This window comes from Variovorax ureilyticus (genome assembly GCF_050632185.1).
In the GTDB taxonomy this organism is placed as follows: domain Bacteria; phylum Pseudomonadota; class Gammaproteobacteria; order Burkholderiales; family Burkholderiaceae_C; genus Variovorax; species Variovorax ureilyticus_A.
Genome location: NZ_CP192579.1, coordinates 2,948,394 through 2,968,005 on the forward strand (window position 1 = coordinate 2,948,394; position 19,612 = coordinate 2,968,005).

Consider the following 19,612-nt stretch of genomic DNA (forward strand, 5'->3'; position numbering starts at 1 on the left):
GAGTTCACATGTCCCGTCGTCGAATCATCGCCCTTGCCGCCGCCCTCGGCGCCGCCAGCTCGCTGTCCGCCTGCGGCACGATGGGCCAGGGCGCAGGGGCCACGGCCGCTCTCGCACCCACCGGCGCGATCTCGCCGAATCCGACCGTGGGCAAGGTGACCTTCACGCCGGTCAGCCAAGGCGTGCGCGTGTCCGGCGAAGTGCGTGGGCTCCCGCCGGGCACGGAGCACGGCTTCCACATCCACGAAAAGGGCGACTGCGGCGACAACGGCAATGCCTCTGGCGGTCACTTCAACCCCTCGGGCGGCATGCACGGCAAGTTCGCCGCACCCGGCAGTCATGCCGGCGAACTGCCGAGCCTGGTGGCGGATGCGAGCGGTGTCGCGCGGTTCAGCGTCGAGGTGCATGCCATCTCCCTGACCGACGGCGCCACCAATAACGTGGTGGGCCGCGCGGTCGTGGTGCATCGCGATCGCGACGACTTCACGACGCAGCCGGCCGGCAACTCCGGCCCGCGCGTCGCCTGCGGCGTGATCACGCGCGGCTGAGCCGTTCCCGCAGAAGAGCCTCGGCGCGCGCCAGCTCTTCGGGCGTGTCGATGTCGGTGACGATGCCGGTGTCGTCGAGCTCGAGTTCGGCAACCTGCCCAGCCTCTCGCAGGGCGCGCAGCACCGGCGCCGCGCCCTGGTTCCCCGACAAGGCCGCGAGCCGGGGTCCGCAGGGCGCCGCAAAGCCGACCGGATGCCCGCGTGTGCCGCGATAGCTCGGCTGCGCGGCCTGCACCGCGCCCTGCAGCGCCTGCGCCACCGCGCGCAGGGTCGCGGGCTCGACCAGCGGCAGATCGGCCGGGAGGATCAGCCATCCATGCGCCTCGGCCGTCGCGCGCACGGCAGCGGCGATCGAATCGCCCATGCCCGGATGTCCGACGTCTTCCAGATGCCACGGCAGGCCGCTCGCACGCACGGCGGCCAGCGTGTGCTCCAGCACCGTCGCCCCGGCCAGCGGCGCGTGCAGCTTGTGCCCAGCGCCGCCCGCGGCGCGGAACCGCTCGCCGCGACCCGAAGCGAGGACGATGACGGTGGGCAGGCTGGCGGGCGACGATTCGGGGGTCATGTCTCGCAGTATCTCCGCCCGGCTTGCGCAACAATGGCGCCCATGATGAGCTCTCACAAAGAATCGCTGGCCGCGCTGCGCAAAAGCTACGAGCGTGCCGAACTGGACGAAGGCAGCAGCGCCGCCGACCCGCTCAAGCAATTCGAGCGCTGGCTCGCCGAGGCCATCGACGCCAGGCTGCCCGAACCGAACGCGATGACGCTCGCCACCGTCAGCGGCGATTTGCGCCCCTCCACCCGCATCGTGCTCATCAAGGGCTATGACGAGCGCGGCATCGTCTGGTACACCAACTACCGGAGCCGCAAGGGCCAGGATCTCGCCGGCAATCCCTTTGCGGCGTTGCAGTTCCACTGGGTCGAGCTCGAGCGCGTGGTGCGCATCGAAGGCCGCGTCGAGAAGGTCAGTGACGCCGAGAGCGACGAGTACTTCGCGAGCCGACCGCTCGATTCGCGCATCGGCGCCTGGGCCAGCCCGCAGAGCGAGGTGATCAGCGGCCGCGACGTGCTGGTGAAGAACGCCGCCGTCTACGCGGCCAAGCATCTGCTCTCGCCGCCACGCCCACCGCACTGGGGCGGCTTCCGGCTCGTGCCGGATCGCTGGGAGTTCTGGCAGGGCCGCAAGAGCCGACTGCACGACCGGCTGCGCTATCGGATCGAAGGCGGCGAATGGGTGCGCGAGCGGCTCGCCCCCTGAGACAGCTCAGAGCCGCCCCGCCAGCGCCATCACGACCGTCAGCGTGACCAAGGCGAGCCCCGTCGAAACCGCCACGCTCGCGGTCACCAACTCTTCCGCCGTGCGGTAGCGCTGCGAGAACAGGAAGACGTTCGCGCCGATCGGCAACGCGGCCGCGACCACCATCACGGTCAGCGGCAATCCGCGCAGCCCGAGCACCCATCCGAGCGCGGCGACCAGCAGTGGATGGACCACGTTCTTGATCAGCGCCTGCACCAGCGCGCCGCGCCAATGCGCGCCGACCGGCGTCAGCGCCAGCGTGACGCCCACCATGACCAGCGCCACCGGGCTGAACGCACCGCCGAGCAGCCCGATCGTCGTGTCGATGGCATCGGGCATCCGCAGACCCGATTGGGCGAACAGCAGCCCCGCCACGATCGGCAGGGGCACCGGATGGATGATCGCGTTGCAGAGCGCCCGCCCGACGATGCGCATGATCGGGCGCCGCGCCTCGCCGCTCGCCGAGGCCTGTTCGTGCGCCACGGCAAGCTCCAGGGCCACCGTGGCGCTGGTCAGCAGCACCAGCGAGTGAAGCGAGATGAGCGTGAGCAGCACCACCGTGCCCTCCGGACCGTAGGCCAGCCCGATCAGGGCGATCCCGATCATCACGGTGTTGCTGTAGGTATTGGCGAGCGCGAGCACGGCCGCCGTGCGATTGAAGCCGCGCCAGAGCAGCGTGCCCGCAAAGATGAGCCCCGCTGCGATGAAGTACGCGGCCACCGGGCGGAGGCTGAGCTGCTCGACATGCACCGTGCTCATCGAGTGGAACAGCAGCGCCGGCGCGAGCAGCAGGAAGATCAGGTTCGACAGGTCGCGCACCGCGCCGCCGCCGACCCAGCCCCGGCGCCCCGCCACGAATCCGACGGCAATGAGCAGGACAACGGGAAGCAGGGAGGAAAGGACGGACGCATTCACCGCGGCGAGGATACCCGCGCCCGCCAGGCGCAAACCCCGCAGCTCACGCCGTGGGCCAGCGCTCGAACTCGGCGAAGCGATCGAAGGGCCGCTGCACTTCCTTCACTTCGAGCGACGACACCCGCGCGCCCGGCACTCCGGTGCGCAGCCAGTCGCACATGTGCGCAATCCGGTTCGGCGAGCCTTGCAGCATGGCTTCGACCGAGCCATCCAGCCGGTTGCGAACCCAGCCCGTGATGCCCAGCCCGCGGGCATGGCGGACGCAGGCCTGGCGATAGCCCACGCCCTGCACCCTGCCGACCACCCGGACCAGGCGGCAGTCCACGGTGCCATCTCTTTCCACAGATTCCATCGCCAAGGCCCCCGCTCCGGATGAAGCCCGCAGCATCGTCGAACGAGGCCGCCGCGCCAAGTTTCAATTGGTGAGCGGCTGACCCTCGCTCGCAGGCTGGTCCTCTCAAGCCTTGAGGTACTTCGCGAAGGTCTTCTGGAACTTCTCGACTTTGGGACCGACCACGAAGGCGCAATACCCCTGGTTCGGGTTGTTCAGGAAGTAGTCCTGGTGGTAGGCCTCGGCGGCCGAGTAGTTGGCCAGCGGCTGCACCTCGGTCACGATGGGCGAGCGGTAGGTCTTGCTGTCGGTGATCTCGCGGATCACCTCTTCGGCCACCCGCTTCTGCTCGTCGTTCGTGTAGTAGATGCCGCCGCGGTACTGCGTCCCGACGTCGTTGCCCTGCCGGTTGAGGGTGGTCGGGTCGTGCACCACGAAGAAGATCTCGAGGATCTCGTGCAGCGAGATCTCCTCAGGGTCGAACACCACCTTGACGACCTCGGCATGCCCGGTGCGGCCGGTGCACACTTGCTCGTAGCTCGGGTTCAGCGTCTGGCCGTTGCTGTAGCCCGACTCGACATCGATCACGCCCCGCACACGGTCGAACACCGCCTCGGTGCACCAGAAGCAGCCGCCGCCGAGAACGATGGTTTCGCTTTGAGATGGGTTGGTCATGAGGTACTCCGAGAACCTGACATTGTGGCGGCTTGACGCGAACCAGGGGCCTCACTACATTACTAACCCGCCAGTCATTAACCTCCATGCCCGCCCCCCGATTCCTCAGTGACAAGCTATGCCCCGTGCGCGCCAAGCGCGAACGTCGCAAGGAAGCCCGTCCTGGCGAACTGCTCGAGGCGGCGCTCGATCTCTTCGTCGAAAAGGGCTTCGCCGCCACCCGCTCCGAGGAAGTCGCGGCCCGTGCCGGCGTGTCCAAGGGGACGCTCTTCCTTTACTTTCCGAGCAAGGAAGAGCTGTTCAAGGCGGTGGTCGTGGAGAACCTCGCCGGCCGCTTCACCGTGTGGAACCGCGAATTCGACGAGTTCGAAGGCTCCACCGTCGACATGCTGCGCTACTGCATGCGCATCTGGTGGGAGCGCGTCGGGTCGACCAAGGCATCGGGCCTCACCAAGCTCATGCTGAGCGAGGGGCGCAACTTCCCTGAACTGGCGGAGTTCTATCGCCGCGAGGTGGTCAAGCCGGGGCACACGCTGCTTCGGCGGATCATCCGGCGCGGCGTCGACAGCGGCGAATTCGCACCGGTCGACGTGGACAGCGCCATCTATGCCGTCATCGCACCCATGATCTTTCTGATGCTGTGGAAGCACTCGGCTCCCATCTGTGTCGACGGAGAATCCGACATCAATCCCGAAACGTATCTGGCAGTCCAGACCGAGATCGTCATCAATGGGCTGTGTGCGCCCAAGGCGGCGGCATGAAGCGCTCCGTCAAGTGGGTCATCGTGGCCCTCATCCTCGTCCTCGCGATCGGCGGCGTGCTGCGCGCCATCGGTGCGCGCAGGGCGCATCAGGCGGCCGCCGCGGCCAGCACGAAGCCCGCTGAAACCACGATCGAGCTTTCAGCCGCCGACGTGGTCCGCGCGAAGCGGCGCGAGCTGGCCGAAGCGCTCCCCATCTCCGGCACGCTCCGCGCGGTCGATTCCGCGCAGGTCAAGGCCCGCGTGGCGGGCGAGCTCATCGGACTCACGGTGCGCGAAGGCGATACGGTCAAGGCGGGACAGGTCATCGCGCGCATCGATCCGATCGAATTCCACTCGCGCATGCGGCAGGCGCAGGAGCAGGCCGACTCGGCGCGCGCCCAGGCGGAAGTCGCGCAGCGCAACTACGACAACAACCGGGCGCTGGTGGATCAGGGCTTCATCTCGCGCACCGCGCTCGACACCTCGCAGTCGAACCTCAATGCCGCGCTGGCGACGCATCGCGCGGCCCTGGCGGCGGTGGATGTGATGCGCAAGTCGCTCGACGACACCGTACTCAAGAGCCCGATCAACGGACAGGTGTCGCAGCGATTCGCCCAACCCGGCGAGCGCGTGGGCATCGACGCCAAGGTGATCGAGGTGGTCGACCTCAGCCGCATCGAGGTCGAGGCCACGCTGGCCGCCGCCGACTCGGTGGCGGTGCGTGTGGGCCAGCGCGCAACGCTGCAGATCGAAGGCGGTGGCGCGACCGACCCCCGAAGCGGCGAACGCAGTGTCGGCGCGACGGTGGTGCGCGTGAATCCCTCCGCCCAGGCGGGCAGCCGCAGCGTGCTCGTCTACCTCGAGCTCGACCGCAGCACCGGTTTCCGCCAGGGGCTGTTCGCGCAGGGCTCGATCGACGTGGGCCGCACCGACACGATCGCCCTCCCCTTGACCGCTGTGCGCACCGACAAGCCTGCGCCCTACGTGCAGCTCGTGACAGAAGGACGCATCGTCCATCGCCAGGTCGAGACCGGACTGCGCGGACAGGCCGACGGGCAGATGATGGTCGCGGTGCGCGGCATCGACGAAGGTGCCGTGGTGGTGGCCGGCAGCGTCGGCACGTTGCGCGACGGCACCGCCGTGCGCCTCGCACCGGTGGCGGCCACCGGCGGCACGCCGGCAGCGGCACGCAGCGCACCCTGAGCAGTCCAGCGCCATGTGGTTCACCCGCGTCAGTCTGAAGAACCCCGTCTTCGCGACGATGCTCATGCTCGCGCTGGTCGTGCTGGGAGCGTTCTCGTACCAGCGCCTCCAGGTCGACCAGTTCCCGAACATCGATTTCCCGGTGGTGGTGGTCATCACCGAATACCCGGGCGCCTCCCCCGAGATCGTCGAGAGCGAAGTGACCAAGAAGGTCGAGGAAGGCGTCAACTCGATCGCCGGCATCAACGCCCTCACCTCGCGCAGCTACGAAGGCCAGTCGGTCGTCATCATCGAATTCCAGCTCTATGTCGAAGGGCGCAAGGCAGCCGACGACGTGCGCGAGAAGGTCGCTTCGGTGCGACCGCTCTTCCGCGACGAGGTGAAGGAGCCGCGCGTGCTGCGCTTCGACCCGGCATCGCGCGCGGTGTGGTCGGTGGCGGTGCTGCCCGAGGGCGAGAAGGGCAACCAACCGAGCGCTGTCGAACTGACCAACTGGGCCGACCAGGTGCTCAAGAAGCGCCTCGAGAACGTCCGCGGCGTCGGCTCGGTCACGCTGGTCGGCGGCACCAAGCGCGAGATCAACATCTATCTCAATCCGCAGGCGATGGAAGCCTTCGGCGTGAGCGCCACGCAGGTGGTCGACGCGGTGCGCAACGAGAACCAGGCGTTGCCGGTGGGCTCGGTGCGTTCTTTGGAGCAGGATCGGGTCGTTCAGGTCGATGCGCGCATGGAGCGGCCCGAAGACTTCGGCCGCATCATCATCACGCGCAAGGGCGGCGCGCCGATCCGCGTGGACCAGGTCGCGACCGTGAAGGACGGCGCGCAGGAACTCGACAGCCTCGCGCTCTACAACGGCGAGCGCACGCTGCTGCTGTCGGTCCAGAAGGCGCAGGACGAGAACACCATCCAGGTGGTCGACGGCCTCACCAATGCCATCGCCGAGATCCAGCCGCAACTGCCGGTGGGCGTGAAGCTCCAACCGATCGCCGATGCATCGCGCCCCATCCGCGTCGCGGTGCAGAACGTGCAGCAGACGCTGATCGAAGGCGCGGTGCTCACCGTGCTGATCGTGTTCCTGTTCCTGAACTCGTGGCGTTCCACTGTTATCACCGGCCTGACGCTGCCGATCGCGCTGATCGGCACCTTCTGGTTCATGGCGATGTTCGGCTTCACGATCAACATGGTCACGCTGATGGCGCTGTCGCTGTGCGTGGGCCTCCTGATCGACGATGCGATCGTGGTGCGCGAGAACATCGTGCGCCATGTGCAGATGGGCAAGTCGCCCTATGCGGCATCGCTCGACGGCACGCAAGAAATCGGCCTCGCGGTGCTGGCGACCACGCTGTCGATCGTCGCGGTGTTCCTGCCGATCGGCTTCATGGAAGGGATCATCGGCAAGTTCTTCCACGAGTTCGGCATCACCATCGTCGCGGCGGTGATGATCTCGATGTTCGTGAGCTTCACGCTCGACCCGATGATGTCGAGCATCTGGCACGACCCGTCGATCGACAGGCATGGCAAGCCCGGCGACATGGCTGCGCCGGTCACCTTCTATGACAAGACCATCGGCAGAGTGACCGGCTGGTTCGACGCGGCGACCGACCGGCTGGCCGAGGGCTACCAGTCGATCCTGCGCTGGGCGCTGAAGCACAAGCTCGCGACGGTTTTCGCATCCATCGGCATCTTCGTCGGCAGCATCTTCATGGTGCCGCTGCTGGGCACCGAGTTCGTGCCCAAGGCGGACTTTTCCGAAACCACGATCAGCTTCTACACACCGGTCGGTTCCGCGCTCGAAGTCACCGAAGCCAAGGCCCGGCAGGTCGAGGCGGTGCTGCGCGAGATGCCCGAGGTGCGCTACACGCTCACCACCATCAACACCGGCGATGCGCAGGGCAAGATGTACGCAAGCATCTACGTGCGGCTGGTCGATCGCAGGGCGCGCACACGCAGTGTCGACCAGATGTCGAGCGTGCTGCGCGAGCGGCTCCGCGCAATCCCGGGCATCACGGTCACGCACGTCGGCCTGCGCGACTCGGTCGGCGGCAACAAGCAGATCGAGTTCTCGTTGCAGGGCACCGATCTCAAGGAACTCGAACGCCTCGCGCAGCAGGTGCTGGACGCCGTCCGCCCCATCCCGGGCCTGGTCGATCTCGACACCAGCCAGAAACCGAACAAGCCCATGGTGAGCGTCGTGGTGCGACGCGATGCGGCCTCGGACCTCGGTCTCGGCGTGGCGCCGATCGCCGCTTCGCTGCGTACGCTGGTGGCCGGCACCACCGTCGGCAACTGGCGCGCGCCGGACGACCAGACCTACGACGTCAACGTGCGCTTAGCGCCGGAAGTGCGCAACTCGCCCGAAGACCTTTCGCGGCTGCCCTTCATCAGCACCACGGTGGGCGCGAACGCCGACGGATCGAGCCGCATCGTGCGCCTCGCGCAGGTGGCGGATGTGCGCGAATCCACCGGCCCGAACCAGATCAACCGGCGCGCGCTCTCGCGCGAAGTCGCGATCACCGCCAACGTCGACGGCCGCTCGGCAGGCGAAGTGTCGGCCGACATCCGCAAGGCGCTCGCCGGCATCGCCTTCCCGCCGGGCTACGGATGGCAGTTCAGCGGCTCGACCAAGAACATGCAGGAATCGTTCGGCTACGCGGTGTCGGCGCTGGCGCTCGCGATCATCTTCATCTACATGATCCTGGCGAGCCAGTTCAAGAGCTTCCTGCAGCCGATGGCGCTCATGACCTCGCTGCCGCTCACGCTGATCGGCGTGGTGCTGGCGCTGCTCATCTTCGGCTCGACGCTCTCGATGTTCTCGATCATCGGCATCGTGATGCTGATGGGCCTCGTGACCAAGAACGCGATCCTGCTGGTGGATTTCGCGATCCGCGCCCGCGAGCCGGGGGTCGACGACCAGGGCCATCCCGTGCCGGGCCTGCCGCGTTCCGAAGCCCTGCTGCTCGCCGCCCGCGTGCGCCTGCGCCCGATTCTCATGACCACGCTCGCGATGATCTTCGGCATGGTGCCGCTGGCCTTCGCGATCAGCGAAGGCTCCGAGCAGCGCGCGCCGATGGGCCAGGCGGTGATCGGCGGCGTGATCACTTCCTCGTTGCTCACGCTGGTCGTGGTGCCGGTCGTCTATTGCTACATGGACGACCTCGCGAACTGGGCACGCCGCAAGTGGCACCGCGAGCCGAAGGCAGCCGCTGTCACGGGGGCGCCGGACGCGGCCTCTAAAATTGAAGGTTTGTCCTGAGCCCACCTAGGAAAAGTACATGAACGCCACCCCTGATCTGGAGCACCTTCGCTTCAACATGATCGAACAGCAGATCCGTCCCTGGGATGTGCTCGATTTCGAGATCCTCGACCTCCTCGCCAAGATCCACCGCGAGGACTACGTGCCCCCGCGCACCGCGCGCTGGCCTTCTTCGACATGGAGATCCCCCTCGAAGACGTCGCGACCACACGCGAGCCCGGCCAGTGCATGCTTTCCCCGAAGGTGGGAAGCGCGGATGCTGCAGGACCTGCACATCCAGAAGCACGAGACCGTGCTCGAGATCGGCACCGGCTCCGGCTTCATGGCCGCCCTGCTCGCGCATCGTGCCGCGCAGGTGCTGACGCTCGAGATCGACCCCAAGCTCGCTCAGGCCGCCGCCGAGACCCTGCGCCGCAACGGCGTGATGAATGTCGAGGTGCGCAACGCCGACGGTGCGCAACCGCTGCCCAGCGGGCCGACCTTCGACGTGATCGTCCTCAGCGGCTCGGTCGCGCGCATTCCGCAGGGCCTGCTCGGCTCGCTGAAGATGGGCGGCCGCCTCGCGGCGATCGTCGGCGACGAGCCGATGATGCGCGCCCACTTCGTCACCCGCGTCGGCGAAGGCAAGTGGGACACGGTGCAGCCCTGGGACACGGTCGCGCCGCGCCTCTTGAACTTCCCGGTGCCGTCGCGCTTCAACTTCTGACCCGCCTCCCACTTTCATGATCGATCAAATCCGCCCGGCCGACGTTGCCGACTGGTTCGCCCAGAACCCCCGTGCGACGCCGGTCGTGCTGGATGTGCGCGAGCCCTGGGAGCTGCAGACCGCCAGCATCCAGCCCAAGGGCTTCACGCTCGCGACGATCCCGATGAACGAGATCCCGGCCCGCATCTCGGAGCTCAACGCCGACCAGCGGATCGCATGCCTGTGCCATCACGGCGCACGCAGCCTGCGCGTTGCGGCCTTCCTGGTGCAGAACGGCTTCACGGAGGTCGCGAACATCGCCGGCGGGATCGATGCGTGGGCGGGTCACGATCCGAGCATCCCAAGATATTGATGCTCGCCCCATGCTGCGCCGGGGGCAACACCAGCGGCCCGGCAGCGCCGGTTCCGCGGTGTTCCTGGCCTGGAAGCTGCTGAATTAACCGAACCCAATCAAGTTACTGACTTCAAGGACGATTCATGCCCGTTCCCAGGCCTCTTCCCCTCTCGGCAGCGCTCGCGGCGATGTTCGCCGCCGCGCTCGCGCTGCCGGCTCATGGCCAGAGCCTGATCGATCTGTACGAATCCGCGCGAGGCTACGATGCGACGTACCAGGGCGCCCTCGCCCAGTACGACGCAAGCGTGGCGCGGGCCGCGCAGGCCAAGGCGGGAATCCTTCCGCAGGTCGGGCTGTCCGCGAATGCAACCTCGACGGAGCAGGAGTTGTCGACCGCCAACGCGAGCATCCGCCGAGGACTCCCGCAGCAGACGGCCGGCATCAACGCGACGCAGCCGCTGTACCGCCCGGCCAACTGGGCCGCGTACGAACAGAGCAAGCGGCAAGTCGACATCGCCCAGGACACGCTCACGCTCGCCGAGCAGGACCTGATCGTGCGCGTGAGCCGGGCCTATTTCGACGTGCTGTCGAGCCAGGACACGCTGGCGCTCGTGCGCGCGCAGAAGGTCGCGACGGCGGAGCAGCTCGCTTCGGCCAAGCGCAATTTCGAGGTCGGCACCTCGACCATCACCGACCAGCGCGAAGCGCAGGCCCGCTACGACCTCGTCATCGCCCAGGAGATCGCCGCCGAGAACGACCTGCAGGTCAAGAAGATCGCGCTCGACCAGCTCGTTGGCCGCCCGGGCACCAACCCGATCCCGCTCGCCGCCCCTGTCGTGCTGCCGGCGGTGGTCCCGGCCGAGATGGAAGCCTGGGTCTCGCAGGCCGATGCGACGCATCCGGCGATCCAGCAGGCCCGGCTCGGCCTCGATGTGGCTTCGCTCGAAGTCGACAAGGCGCGCGCAGGCCACAAGCCGACGCTCGACGCGCAGCTCGGCTACAACGCCACGAACAACCCGGTGGGCACCACCACCAGCACCAGCACCGGCCGCGTGAACGTGCGCGCGGCGAGCATCGGGGTGGTGTTCAACCTGCCGCTCTTTGCCGGCTTCGCGACCGAAAACCGCATCAAGGAAACGCTGGCGCTCGAGGAGCAATCGCGCCAGACGCTCGAATCCACGCGCCGCAGCGTGTCGCAGACAACGCGCTCGGCCTATCTCGGGCTGATTTCCGGCGCCGGGCAGGTCAAGGCGCTCGAAGCCGCCGAATCATCGAGCCAGAGCGCGCTCGACGCCAACCGCCTGGGCTACCAGGTCGGCGTGCGTATCAACATCGACGTGCTGAACTCGCAGAGCCAGCTCTTCCAGACCAAGCGCGACCTCGCGGTGGCCCGCTACAACGTGCTGGTGGGCAATCTGAAGCTGCGGCAGGCCAACGGCTCGCTCAAGCGCGACGATCTGCAGGCCATCAACAACACGTTGGCGACCAACGGCCCCGCGAGCGGCGAGAACGCAGCATCGCCAAACCAGCCTTCGGCGGCCACGCAGAGCTCGGTGCCGGTGCCGCCTGTCACGCCGTTCGCGCCGCCGGCGGTGCAGGCGCCGCCGGTCAATCCGCAGCCGTCGCCGGGCCTGGGGGTTCCCCTGCCGCCGCCGACGATCGTCTCCCCGCCGACCCGCTGAGACGCCGACTCGCCCCCGCATATCGGCGGGGGCTGGCTTCGGCCGCCGATCCGAAGCAGAATGTCCGCGGGCTGATCCGTTTCCTGACGGTTCTTACAAATCGCCGGACTTGCCCGATGGGGGTGCACCATGCGTTGGGTACTGACACGCAAGGCGAGAAAAACTGGGGAGAGACTGGGGCGACCCGTGCTGCCACGAGTCGTCGCGGGCCTGTTTTGCGCCAGCAGCTACGCGGCTTTCGCCCAGTGCGGCCCGCCAGCGGCGGGATCGACGAGCCTTTGCGCGCCGATTGGCCCGTCCAGTCCGTCCATGGCGGCCTACCTCGGCGATCAGCAGACCTCGGGCATCCTTTTCGTCCACTCGCTGGATGAGCGCTGGGGCGATCCATCGCGTTTCACGGGCCAGTCGCTCGCCGGTCGCTCCGGCGCCCGGCCACTTACGCTGCGCGTGGCCGGCCAGGGGATGGGTTCGACCGTCGGGGCGACGGGTTTCAGGACCGACAGCCGCACCGGCACCGCCCGCTTCGGCGGCGACGCCAGCCAGTGGTCGCTTTTCAACAGCACGGACAAGCTGCACCTCGGCGCCATGGCCGGCTACGACTCCGGAGGGACCGGCGGCGGTTCGTCCGGCAATGCGTTCGACGCGACCAGCCGCACGAGCAGCGGCAGTGCGGGCGTCTACAGCACCTGGTACCAGGATGACCGCTCGCGCCTCGGCTGGTATACCGACGTCTACGGCCAGGTCGCCTGGGTGGACAACAGCGCCGAGGCGCCCTGGGTGAATCGCACGAACTACCCCTCGAACGCCGGCATGGCGTCCGCCGAAGCCGGCTATTCGTTGCAGCTGGGCGATGCCAGCCCATGGACGATCAAGCCGCAGGGGCAGCTGATCTATCTGCGCAGCAACAACTACAACCTTGCAGATACCCAGTTCACCACCGTCGACGGCCTGCGGCGCAACGGCTGGATGTCGCGTTTCGGGGTGCGCGTCCAGCCGGAAAGCTTCCAGGCCTGGGGCGTGAAGCTGCGTCCGTACGCCGCGGCGAACTGGTGGCATGACGAATCGACCAGCGAGGTCATCGCCAATACGTACACGCCCAACGCGCTCTATCCGAACAACCGCTACGAACTGAAGACCGGCGTCAACGTCGATGTCTCGCCGGGCATGGCCGCCTGGGGCGACCTGGGCATGCAGTGGGGCCAGCAGTCCTACCAGGCGTGGACGGTGCGCGCGGGCATGCGGTACGCCCGGTAGGCGCCGCGCGCCGATCGTCCTGCGCGTTCAGTCGAGGCTCGGTTCGGTGCGCTCCTCCGGCGGCGGCGATGCCGGTTCCGTCACTTCCGCCTTTTCAGCGATCGCGAGCAGCGCGGAGGCGGTGCGCTCGGCCGCGCCGCGGTTCGACGATGCGAACGCCAGTGCCGCCTGCGCCATCGCCTCGCGCCGCTCGGTCTTTTCGACCAGCTTGAGCGCCGCCGTTACCGCATGCTCCATGTCGGGCACACGCATCGAAGCGCCCGCCGCGAGCGACAACTCGGCCGCCTCGGCGAAGTTGAAGGTGGATGGCCCCATGATCACCGGACAACCGCATGCCGCGGCCTCGATCAGGTTCTGCCCGCCGAGCGGCTCGAAGCTGCCGCCGAGCAGGGCCACGTCCGCGAGGCCGTAGTACAGCGCCATCTCGCCGAGCGAATCGCCGAGCCAGATCTCGGCTTCCGTCGGAGCGCCGGCGGCACTGCGCCGCGCCACCGCAAAGCCGTTCGCCTCGATCAGCGCCGCGACCTCGTCGAAGCGCTGCGGATGCCGCGGCACGATCATCCACTGCACGTCGTGCACTCGCTTGACGATCGACTGCACCCCCTCGCGCTCCGGCGGCACCGGTGCCAATGCGCCGAAGCGCTTGAGCGCGTCGAGCAGTTGCTGCTCCTCGCCGTCGCGCGAACTCGCGAACACGATCACCGGCCGCGGGAGCTGCGCCCGCAGCTTGGCCGCGGCCGCGAGCTGCCGCCCGTCGGGCGTGGCGTCGAACTTGAGATTGCCGAAGATGCCCGAGACCTTCGCCCCGAGCGACACCAGCCGGTGCGAATCCGCCTCGGTCTGTGCCCAGACCGCCGCAAGCGACGAATAGGCGGGCCGCGCGAGCCAGGCGAACCGCTCGGCACCGGCGAGCGACTTCTCGTTCAGGCGGGCGTTGGCGAGCACCAGCGGAATGCGGCGTTCCGCGCAGGCAGCCGTCATCTCGGGCCAGACCTCGGTTTCCATCAGCACGCCGATGCGGGGGCGGAAGCGATCGAGAAAACGCGCGACGGCGTCGGGCGAATCCCATGGCTGCCACACCTGCAGATCGCCGGGTTCGAGCAGCTTGGCGCCCTCTTCCCGGCCGGTGGCGGTGCCGTTGGTCAAGAGGATCGGGATGCCGGGCATCTGCCGACGCAGTTCTGCGATCAGGATGCCCGCGGCGCGCGCCTCGCCCAGCGAAACCGCGTGAATCCAGCACCAGCCGGTGCCCTGGGCCGCTTCGTCGTAGTGGCCGAAGCGTTCCTCCACGGCCACCGCATAGCCGGGCTCGGCCACGGCACGCCGCCGCAGCTTGCGGCGCACCAGGGGCTTGACCATCGTCGTGAAGGCGCCGTAGAGGCGCAGCAACAGCGATCGCACGTCGGGCAAACTCAGTGCGCAGCCTCGCCGAGGGTCGCGTCGGGCTTCACGCGCTTGAGCAGCGCGAGCATCTCGCCTTCGATGCGTTTGAGCGCGGCGTCCGTCTGGCCTTCGAAGCGCAGCACCAGCACCGGCGTCGTGTTGGACGCACGGATCAGCCCGAAGCCGTCCGGCCAATCCACGCGCAGGCCGTCGATGGTCGAGACCTTGGCCGGCGCATCGAACTTCGCCGTCTTGACCAACTGGTCGACGACCGAATGCGACTCGCCTTCGGCGCACTTCACGTTGAGTTCGGGCGTCGAGAAGCTGGTGGGCAGCGCGTTGAGGACGTCGCTCGCGTTGGGGCTCTTGCTGAGGATTTCGAGCAGGCGGCAACCCGCATAGGTGCCGTCGTCGAAGCCGAACCAGCGCTCCTTGAAGAAGATGTGGCCGCTCATCTCGCCGCCGAGCGGCGAATCGATTTCCTTCATCTTGGCCTTGATGAGCGAATGGCCGGTCTTGTAGATCAGCGGCTTGCCGCCCGCCGCCTCGATGGCCGGGCCGAGGCGCTGCGAGCACTTGACGTCGTAGACGATGGTCGCTCCCGGCACGCGCGAGAGCACGTCCTGCGCGAACAGCACCATCTGGCGATCGGGAAAGATGTTGTTGCCGTCCTTCGTGACGATGCCGAGGCGGTCGCCGTCGCCGTCGAAGGCCAGTCCCAGTTCCGCGTCGCCGGCCTTCAGGGCCGCGATCAGGTCGCGCAGGTTCTCGGGCTTGCTGGGATCGGGGTGGTGATTGGGAAAGTCGCCGTCGACCTCGCTGTAGAGCTCGGTCACCTCGCAGCCAATTGCACGCAGGATCGCCGGCGCCGATGCGCCCGCGATGCCGTTGCCCGAATCCACCACGATCCTGAGCGGCCGCGCGAGCTTGATGTCGCTGGTGATGCGCTTCGTGTAGGCCTCGGTGATGTCGACCTTGCGCACGCTGCCGCCAGGGGCGAGCGTGGCGCTGTCGGCCTCCATCACCTTGCGCAGGCCCTGGATCTCGTCGCCGTAGATCGCACGGCCGGCGAGCACCATCTTGAAGCCGTTGTAGTCCTTGGGGTTGTGGCTGCCGGTCACCTGGATGCCGCTGGCGCACAGCGTGTGCGCCGCGAAGTACAGCATCGGCGTGGTCACCGCGCCGACGTCGATCACCTCGATGCCGGTGGCAACCAGCCCCTTGATGAGCGCCGCGGAAAGCGACGGGCCCGACAGACGTCCGTCACGCCCCACCGCCACGGCTTTCTCGCCCGCGGCCCGCGCCGCGCTCCCGAAGGCCTTGCCGAGCGCCTCGGCGACTTCCGGGTTGAGGGTCGAGGGGACGACCCCGCGAATGTCGTAGGCCTTGAAGATCGATGCACTGAGCTGCATGAAAAGCTACCCCTGGAAGTTCACAAATGAGGACGATTGTAGGCATTGCCTTTGGGAGCCACATGTCCGAAAACGGCTACTTCAGCCGAGGGCCAGCCGTATCATGCCGCCATGTCTTGCGCGGCTTCCACTGAAGGACTCGAGAGCGACGCCTGTTACCTGGCAATGAAGGCGCACGATGCGCGCTTCGACGGCTCGTTCTTCACCGGCGTGACCTCCACCGGCGTGTATTGCCGGCCCGTGTGCCGCGTGAAGCTGCCGCGCCGGGAGAACTGCCGCTTCTTCCGCCATGCGGCGCAGGCCGAGGCCGCCGGCTTCCGGCCCTGCCTGCGCTGCCGGCCCGAGCTCGCGCCGCGCGCGGCGAGCTGGTCGACCGAAGATGCGTCGCGCATCCTCGCGCTGCAGGCGGCGCGACTCATCGACGAGCCGGACGCCTGGTCCGACGATGGTCCCGGCGCGGCAAGCATCGCCGCGCGGCTCGGCGTCAGCGACCGGCATCTGCGCCGGATCTTCGAATCGCAATTCGGCGTCTCGCCGCTGCAATACCTTCAGACGCGGCGCCTGCTCGCGGCCAAGCAGCTCATCGCGGACACCCGGCTGCCGATGACCCAGGTCGCGCTCGCGAGCGGCTTTTCGAGCGTGCGCCGATTCAACGCCGCCTTCCTCGCGCACTACGGACTGAATCCCAGCGCGCTGCGGCGCGCGGGCGCATCGAGCGGCAAGCGCGAGGACGAAAGCACCGAAGTCCGCCTCGGCTTTCGCCCGCCCTATGACAGCACCGCGATGATCGACTTCTTCGCCCGGCGCGGCCTGCGTGGCGTCGAGGCCACTGGCGAGCAGCGCGGTGCGCCCGCGTTCGCGCGCACCCTTCGCGTCATGCACGGCGGACACACCGTGCAGGGGTGGCTGCGGCTTCGCTTCGACGCGCAACGCGAGCAGGTGGTGCTGCGCGTGGGCGATTCGCTCGCGACGGTGCTGCCGATCGTCATCAGCCGCGTTCGCGCGATGCTCGATCTCGACGCCGATCCGATGGCGGTCAACGCCGCATTGCACGCGAGCTTTCCGCACGGCGACGGCATGCGGGTGCCCGGCACCCTCGACGGCTTCGAGCTCGCGGTGCGCGCGGTGCTCGGGCAGCAGGTCACGGTCGCGGCGGCGCGCACGCTGGGCTCGCGGCTGGTGCAGGCTTTCGGCGAGCCGATCACGACCCCCGTCGAGGGGCTGGACCGGCTCTTCCCGACGCCTTCCGCCATCGCCAACGCGAGCGGCGATGCCCTCGGCCAGCTCGGCATCGTGCGCCAGCGGCAGGCCGCCCTGCTCGCGATGGCGCGCGAGGTGATCGACGGCCGTCTTGCGCTGCATCCGGGCGCCGATGTGCCGTCGACCATCGCAACGCTGCAATCGCTGCCCGGCATCGGCGACTGGACCGCGCAGTACATCGCGATGCGTGCACTGCGCTGGCCCGATGCCTTTCCCGCCGGTGACGTCGCGCTGCAGAAGGCGCTGGGCGTGACAAGCGCGCGCGCCGCCACCGAAGCCTCGCTCGCATGGCGGCCGTGGCGCGGCTACGCGGTGCTCCGCGCGTGGTACAGCCCCGCTCCTGCGCCCGAAATCCCATCGGCGGCCATTGCGTCGGCCGCCCCACCCGCGCCCACGCCCGCGTGAACGCATTCATCACCATGAAATTCAAGAGCTCCACCGTCCACACCACGCATTTCGACAGTGCCTTCGGCGGCATCACCCTGGCCGCGACCGACCAGGGACTGGCCGGCGTCTGGTTCGACCGTCAGCGCCACTCACCCGACATGAAGGACTGGCAACGCAGCGACGACCATCCGGTGCTGCGTGAAGCGGCCGTGCAACTGACGGACTACTTCGCCGGCCGGCGCCAGCATTTCGACCTCCCGCTCGATCTCGCGCACGGCACCGCGTTCCAGCAATCCGTGTGGCGCGCGCTGCTCGCGATCCCGGCCGGGCAGACCACCAGCTACGGTGCGCTCAGCGTCGGCATCGGCAGGCCGGCGGCGGTGCGTGCCGTCGGCGCGGCGGTGGGACGAAACCCGATCAGCGTGATCGTCCCGTGCCATCGCGTGCTGGGCTCGGATGGTTCGCTGACCGGCTATGCGGGCGGACTCGAACGCAAGAGCGCGCTGCTCGAACTCGAAGGTGCCCATCCATGAGCGGCCGGGCCGCCAGCGGGCGCTGGCTGGTCGATCTGCTGCTGCTCGGCGCACTGTGGGGCGCATCCTTCCTGTTCATGCGCATCGGTGCGGCCGAGTTCGGCGCTCTGCCGACGGCCGCCGTGCGCGTGGCGATCGCGACGGTCTTCCTGCTCCCGCTGCTCGTGCTGCGCGGGCAATGGTCGGCGTTCCAGCAGCACTGGAAGCCGGCGCTCGGCATCGGTGTGCTCAATTCGGGCATGCCCTTCGCCTTTTTTGCATTCGCGCTGCTGACGATCAACAGCGGGCTCGCGGCGGTTCTCAACGCCACGGTGCCGATGTTCGGCGCGCTCGTCGCATGGGCATGGTTCGGCGATCGGCCGGCCCGCTCGCGCATCGTCGGTCTGGTGATCGGCTTCATCGGCGTGGCAATGCTCGCAGGGCGCGGAGCAGGCTTTCATTCGGATGCGAACGAAGGCGCAGCGCGCTGGGCGATCGCGGCATGTCTGGCCGCGTGCATCTGCTACGCCTTCGCGGCGAGTCTCACGCGCAAGCATCTGATGGGCGTGCCCGCGCTTGCGACCGCCACCGGGAGCCAGATCGGCGCCACGCTCGCGCTCGCGCTGCCGGCCCTGTGGCTCTGGCCCGCGCAGATGCCGAGCCTGCGCGCATGGCTGGCGCTGGCCGCGGTGGGCATTGCCTGCACCGGTCTGGCCTACATCCTGTTCTTCAGGTTGATCGAGCACGCGGGGCCGGCGCGCGCATTGACGGTGACCTTCATCGTGCCGGTGTTCGCGGTGTTCTACGGCGCGGTGTTCCTCGGCGAAGAGATCACGCAGTGGATGCTCATCTGCGCCGTGGTGATCGTGTGCGGCGTCGCGCTGTCGACCGGTCTGGTCAAGCTGGGGGTGGAAGGCACGGCGCCTGAGCCGGCCGGGCGGGGACTGTCGCGATTCCCGTGCCCGGGTTACGCTCGCCGCGAATGAAGAACAACCCACGATTCCCGCGCCGTGTCGGCATGGCGGCCCTGTTCGCCGCCTGTGCGCTGACGGTGGCACCAGGCCTCGCGGCACCGCCGCCCGGGCATGTTCCCGACACCATCGAGCAGCGCGTGGCCGCCTGCATCGCATGCCACGGCCGCGAAGGATCGAGCACGGAGGCGGGCTATTTCCCGCGGCTGTCGGGCAAGCCGGCGGCGTATCTCTTCAACCAGTTGCAGAGCTTCCGCGATGGCAGGCGCCTCAACTCCGACATGACGCACATGGTGCGGCACATGTCGGATGCCTACCTGCACGAGATCGCCGACTACTTCGCGTCGATCGAGCTGCCCTATCCCGCACCGCCCACCACCACCGATGCAACGCCGGAGATGCTCGCGCGCGGCAAGGCGCTGGTGTTCGAAGGCGATCCCGGGCGCGACATCCCGGCCTGCGTGCGCTGCCATGGGGAGGCGCTCACCGGCGTGCTGCCGGGGATTCCCGCGCTCGTGGGCCTGCCGAGGCTCTATCTTTCGTCGCAGCTCGGCGCGTGGCTCACCAACGACCGCCACGCGCTCGAGCCCGATTGCATGACGAAGGTCGGGCGCAAGCTCACCGCCGCGGACATCAACGCGGTCGCGAGCTGGCTCGCGATGCAGCCCGTACCCGCGAACCCCAAGCCCATCGCCGCACCGCCGAGTCCGGTGCCGATGGGTTGCAGCGCGCTGAACAACTGAGTGT

At 68.3% G+C, this 19,612-nt stretch carries 19 protein-coding genes; 13 read left to right on the forward strand and 6 right to left on the reverse strand.

Annotated features, from left to right (window positions below; translation table 11 throughout):
• Window positions 1-8 precede the first annotated feature (8 nt).
• Window positions 9-548, forward strand: a complete 540-nt coding sequence (locus ACQ858_RS14560) for a superoxide dismutase family protein (protein WP_431273404.1) — start codon at window positions 9-11, stop codon at window positions 546-548.
• Here ACQ858_RS14560 and ACQ858_RS14565 read toward each other — a convergent pair.
• The gene (locus tag ACQ858_RS14565) at window positions 535-1,113 is read right to left on the reverse strand and encodes a nucleotidyltransferase family protein (RefSeq protein ID WP_431273405.1); all 579 of its coding nucleotides are present in this window, start codon (window positions 1,111-1,113) and stop codon (window positions 535-537) included. The two genes, ACQ858_RS14560 and ACQ858_RS14565, sit on opposite strands and share 14 nt — an antisense overlap.
• A 45-nt stretch (window positions 1,114-1,158) precedes the next feature.
• Here ACQ858_RS14565 and pdxH point away from each other — a divergent pair, with 45 nt between their 5' ends.
• Window positions 1,159-1,806 carry a pyridoxamine 5'-phosphate oxidase gene (gene pdxH, locus ACQ858_RS14570; protein WP_431273406.1) on the forward strand — a complete coding sequence of 216 codons (648 nt, stop codon included), beginning with the start codon at window positions 1,159-1,161 and terminating at the stop codon, window positions 1,804-1,806.
• Window positions 1,807-1,812: 6 nt separating this feature from the next.
• Here pdxH and ACQ858_RS14575 read toward each other — a convergent pair whose 3' ends face one another.
• The 3 genes from ACQ858_RS14575 to msrA all read right to left on the reverse strand — a co-directional run bounded on the left by ACQ858_RS14575 (window position 1,813) and on the right by msrA (window position 3,766).
• Window positions 1,813-2,760, reverse strand: coding sequence for an AEC family transporter (locus ACQ858_RS14575; protein WP_431273407.1), 948 nt, complete (start codon window positions 2,758-2,760; stop codon window positions 1,813-1,815).
• A 43-nt stretch (window positions 2,761-2,803) separates the two neighbouring features.
• A complete protein-coding gene (locus tag ACQ858_RS14580; protein ID WP_431273408.1) occupies window positions 2,804-3,112 on the reverse strand; it encodes an acylphosphatase in 309 nt (102 codons plus the stop codon).
• A gap of 105 nt (window positions 3,113-3,217) precedes the next feature.
• The gene (gene msrA, locus ACQ858_RS14585; protein WP_431273409.1) at window positions 3,218-3,766 is read right to left on the reverse strand and encodes a peptide-methionine (S)-S-oxide reductase MsrA; all 549 of its coding nucleotides are present in this window, start codon (window positions 3,764-3,766) and stop codon (window positions 3,218-3,220) included.
• A gap of 86 nt (window positions 3,767-3,852) precedes the next feature.
• Here msrA and ACQ858_RS14590 point away from each other — a divergent pair, with 86 nt between their 5' ends.
• The 7 genes from ACQ858_RS14590 (at window position 3,853) to ACQ858_RS14620 (ending at window position 12,940) form a co-directional block, all read left to right on the forward strand.
• A complete protein-coding gene (locus ACQ858_RS14590; RefSeq protein WP_431273410.1) occupies window positions 3,853-4,527 on the forward strand; it encodes a TetR/AcrR family transcriptional regulator in 675 nt (224 codons plus the stop codon).
• Entirely contained in the window at window positions 4,524-5,711 is a 1,188-nt protein-coding gene (locus ACQ858_RS14595; RefSeq protein WP_431273411.1) for an efflux RND transporter periplasmic adaptor subunit, read from the forward strand. Before ACQ858_RS14590 ends, ACQ858_RS14595 begins: the two co-directional genes overlap by 4 nt.
• 13 nt (window positions 5,712-5,724) lie before the next feature.
• Window positions 5,725-8,964 (forward strand): efflux RND transporter permease subunit, encoded by a 3,240-nt coding sequence (locus ACQ858_RS14600; protein ID WP_431273412.1) that lies wholly within the window; start codon window positions 5,725-5,727, stop codon window positions 8,962-8,964.
• Between the two features lie 19 nt (window positions 8,965-8,983).
• Complete coding sequence (locus ACQ858_RS14605; RefSeq protein ID WP_431273413.1) at window positions 8,984-9,670, forward strand: protein-L-isoaspartate O-methyltransferase family protein; 687 nt, start codon at window positions 8,984-8,986, stop codon at window positions 9,668-9,670.
• A 16-nt stretch (window positions 9,671-9,686) separates the two neighbouring features.
• On the forward strand, window positions 9,687-10,022 hold the full coding sequence (locus ACQ858_RS14610) for a rhodanese-like domain-containing protein (RefSeq protein WP_431273414.1): 336 nt from the start codon (window positions 9,687-9,689) through the stop codon (window positions 10,020-10,022).
• Window positions 10,023-10,147: 125 nt separating this feature from the next.
• A complete protein-coding gene (locus ACQ858_RS14615; protein ID WP_431273415.1) occupies window positions 10,148-11,686 on the forward strand; it encodes a TolC family outer membrane protein in 1,539 nt (512 codons plus the stop codon).
• Window positions 11,687-11,815: 129 nt separating this feature from the next.
• Window positions 11,816-12,940, forward strand: coding sequence for an autotransporter outer membrane beta-barrel domain-containing protein (locus ACQ858_RS14620; protein WP_431273416.1), 1,125 nt, complete (start codon window positions 11,816-11,818; stop codon window positions 12,938-12,940).
• Window positions 12,941-12,967: 27 nt separating this feature from the next.
• On the opposite strand, the gene ACQ858_RS14625 is transcribed toward ACQ858_RS14620, so the two are convergent.
• Window positions 12,968-14,341 carry a 3-deoxy-D-manno-octulosonic acid transferase gene (locus ACQ858_RS14625; protein WP_431273417.1) on the reverse strand — a complete coding sequence of 458 codons (1,374 nt, stop codon included), beginning with the start codon at window positions 14,339-14,341 and terminating at the stop codon, window positions 12,968-12,970.
• An 11-nt stretch (window positions 14,342-14,352) separates the two neighbouring features.
• The gene (locus ACQ858_RS14630) at window positions 14,353-15,735 is read right to left on the reverse strand and encodes a phosphomannomutase/phosphoglucomutase (RefSeq protein ID WP_431273418.1); all 1,383 of its coding nucleotides are present in this window, start codon (window positions 15,733-15,735) and stop codon (window positions 14,353-14,355) included.
• Between the two features lie 111 nt (window positions 15,736-15,846).
• Here ACQ858_RS14630 and ACQ858_RS14635 point away from each other — a divergent pair, with 111 nt between their 5' ends.
• The 4 genes from ACQ858_RS14635 to ACQ858_RS14650 are packed head-to-tail and all read left to right on the forward strand — an operon-like array spanning window position 15,847 to window position 19,608.
• Window positions 15,847-17,400 (forward strand): DNA-3-methyladenine glycosylase 2 family protein, encoded by a 1,554-nt coding sequence (locus ACQ858_RS14635; RefSeq protein WP_431273419.1) that lies wholly within the window; start codon window positions 15,847-15,849, stop codon window positions 17,398-17,400.
• Between the two features lie 14 nt (window positions 17,401-17,414).
• Entirely contained in the window at window positions 17,415-17,915 is a 501-nt protein-coding gene (locus ACQ858_RS14640; protein ID WP_431273420.1) for a methylated-DNA--[protein]-cysteine S-methyltransferase, read from the forward strand.
• The gene (locus ACQ858_RS14645) at window positions 17,912-18,880 is read left to right on the forward strand and encodes a DMT family transporter (protein ID WP_431273421.1); all 969 of its coding nucleotides are present in this window, start codon (window positions 17,912-17,914) and stop codon (window positions 18,878-18,880) included. The genes ACQ858_RS14640 and ACQ858_RS14645 overlap by 4 nt, the downstream gene beginning before the upstream one ends.
• Window positions 18,877-19,608, forward strand: coding sequence for a c-type cytochrome (locus ACQ858_RS14650; RefSeq protein ID WP_431273422.1), 732 nt, complete (start codon window positions 18,877-18,879; stop codon window positions 19,606-19,608). Before ACQ858_RS14645 ends, ACQ858_RS14650 begins: the two co-directional genes overlap by 4 nt.
• The last annotated feature ends 4 nt before the right edge of the window (window positions 19,609-19,612 follow it).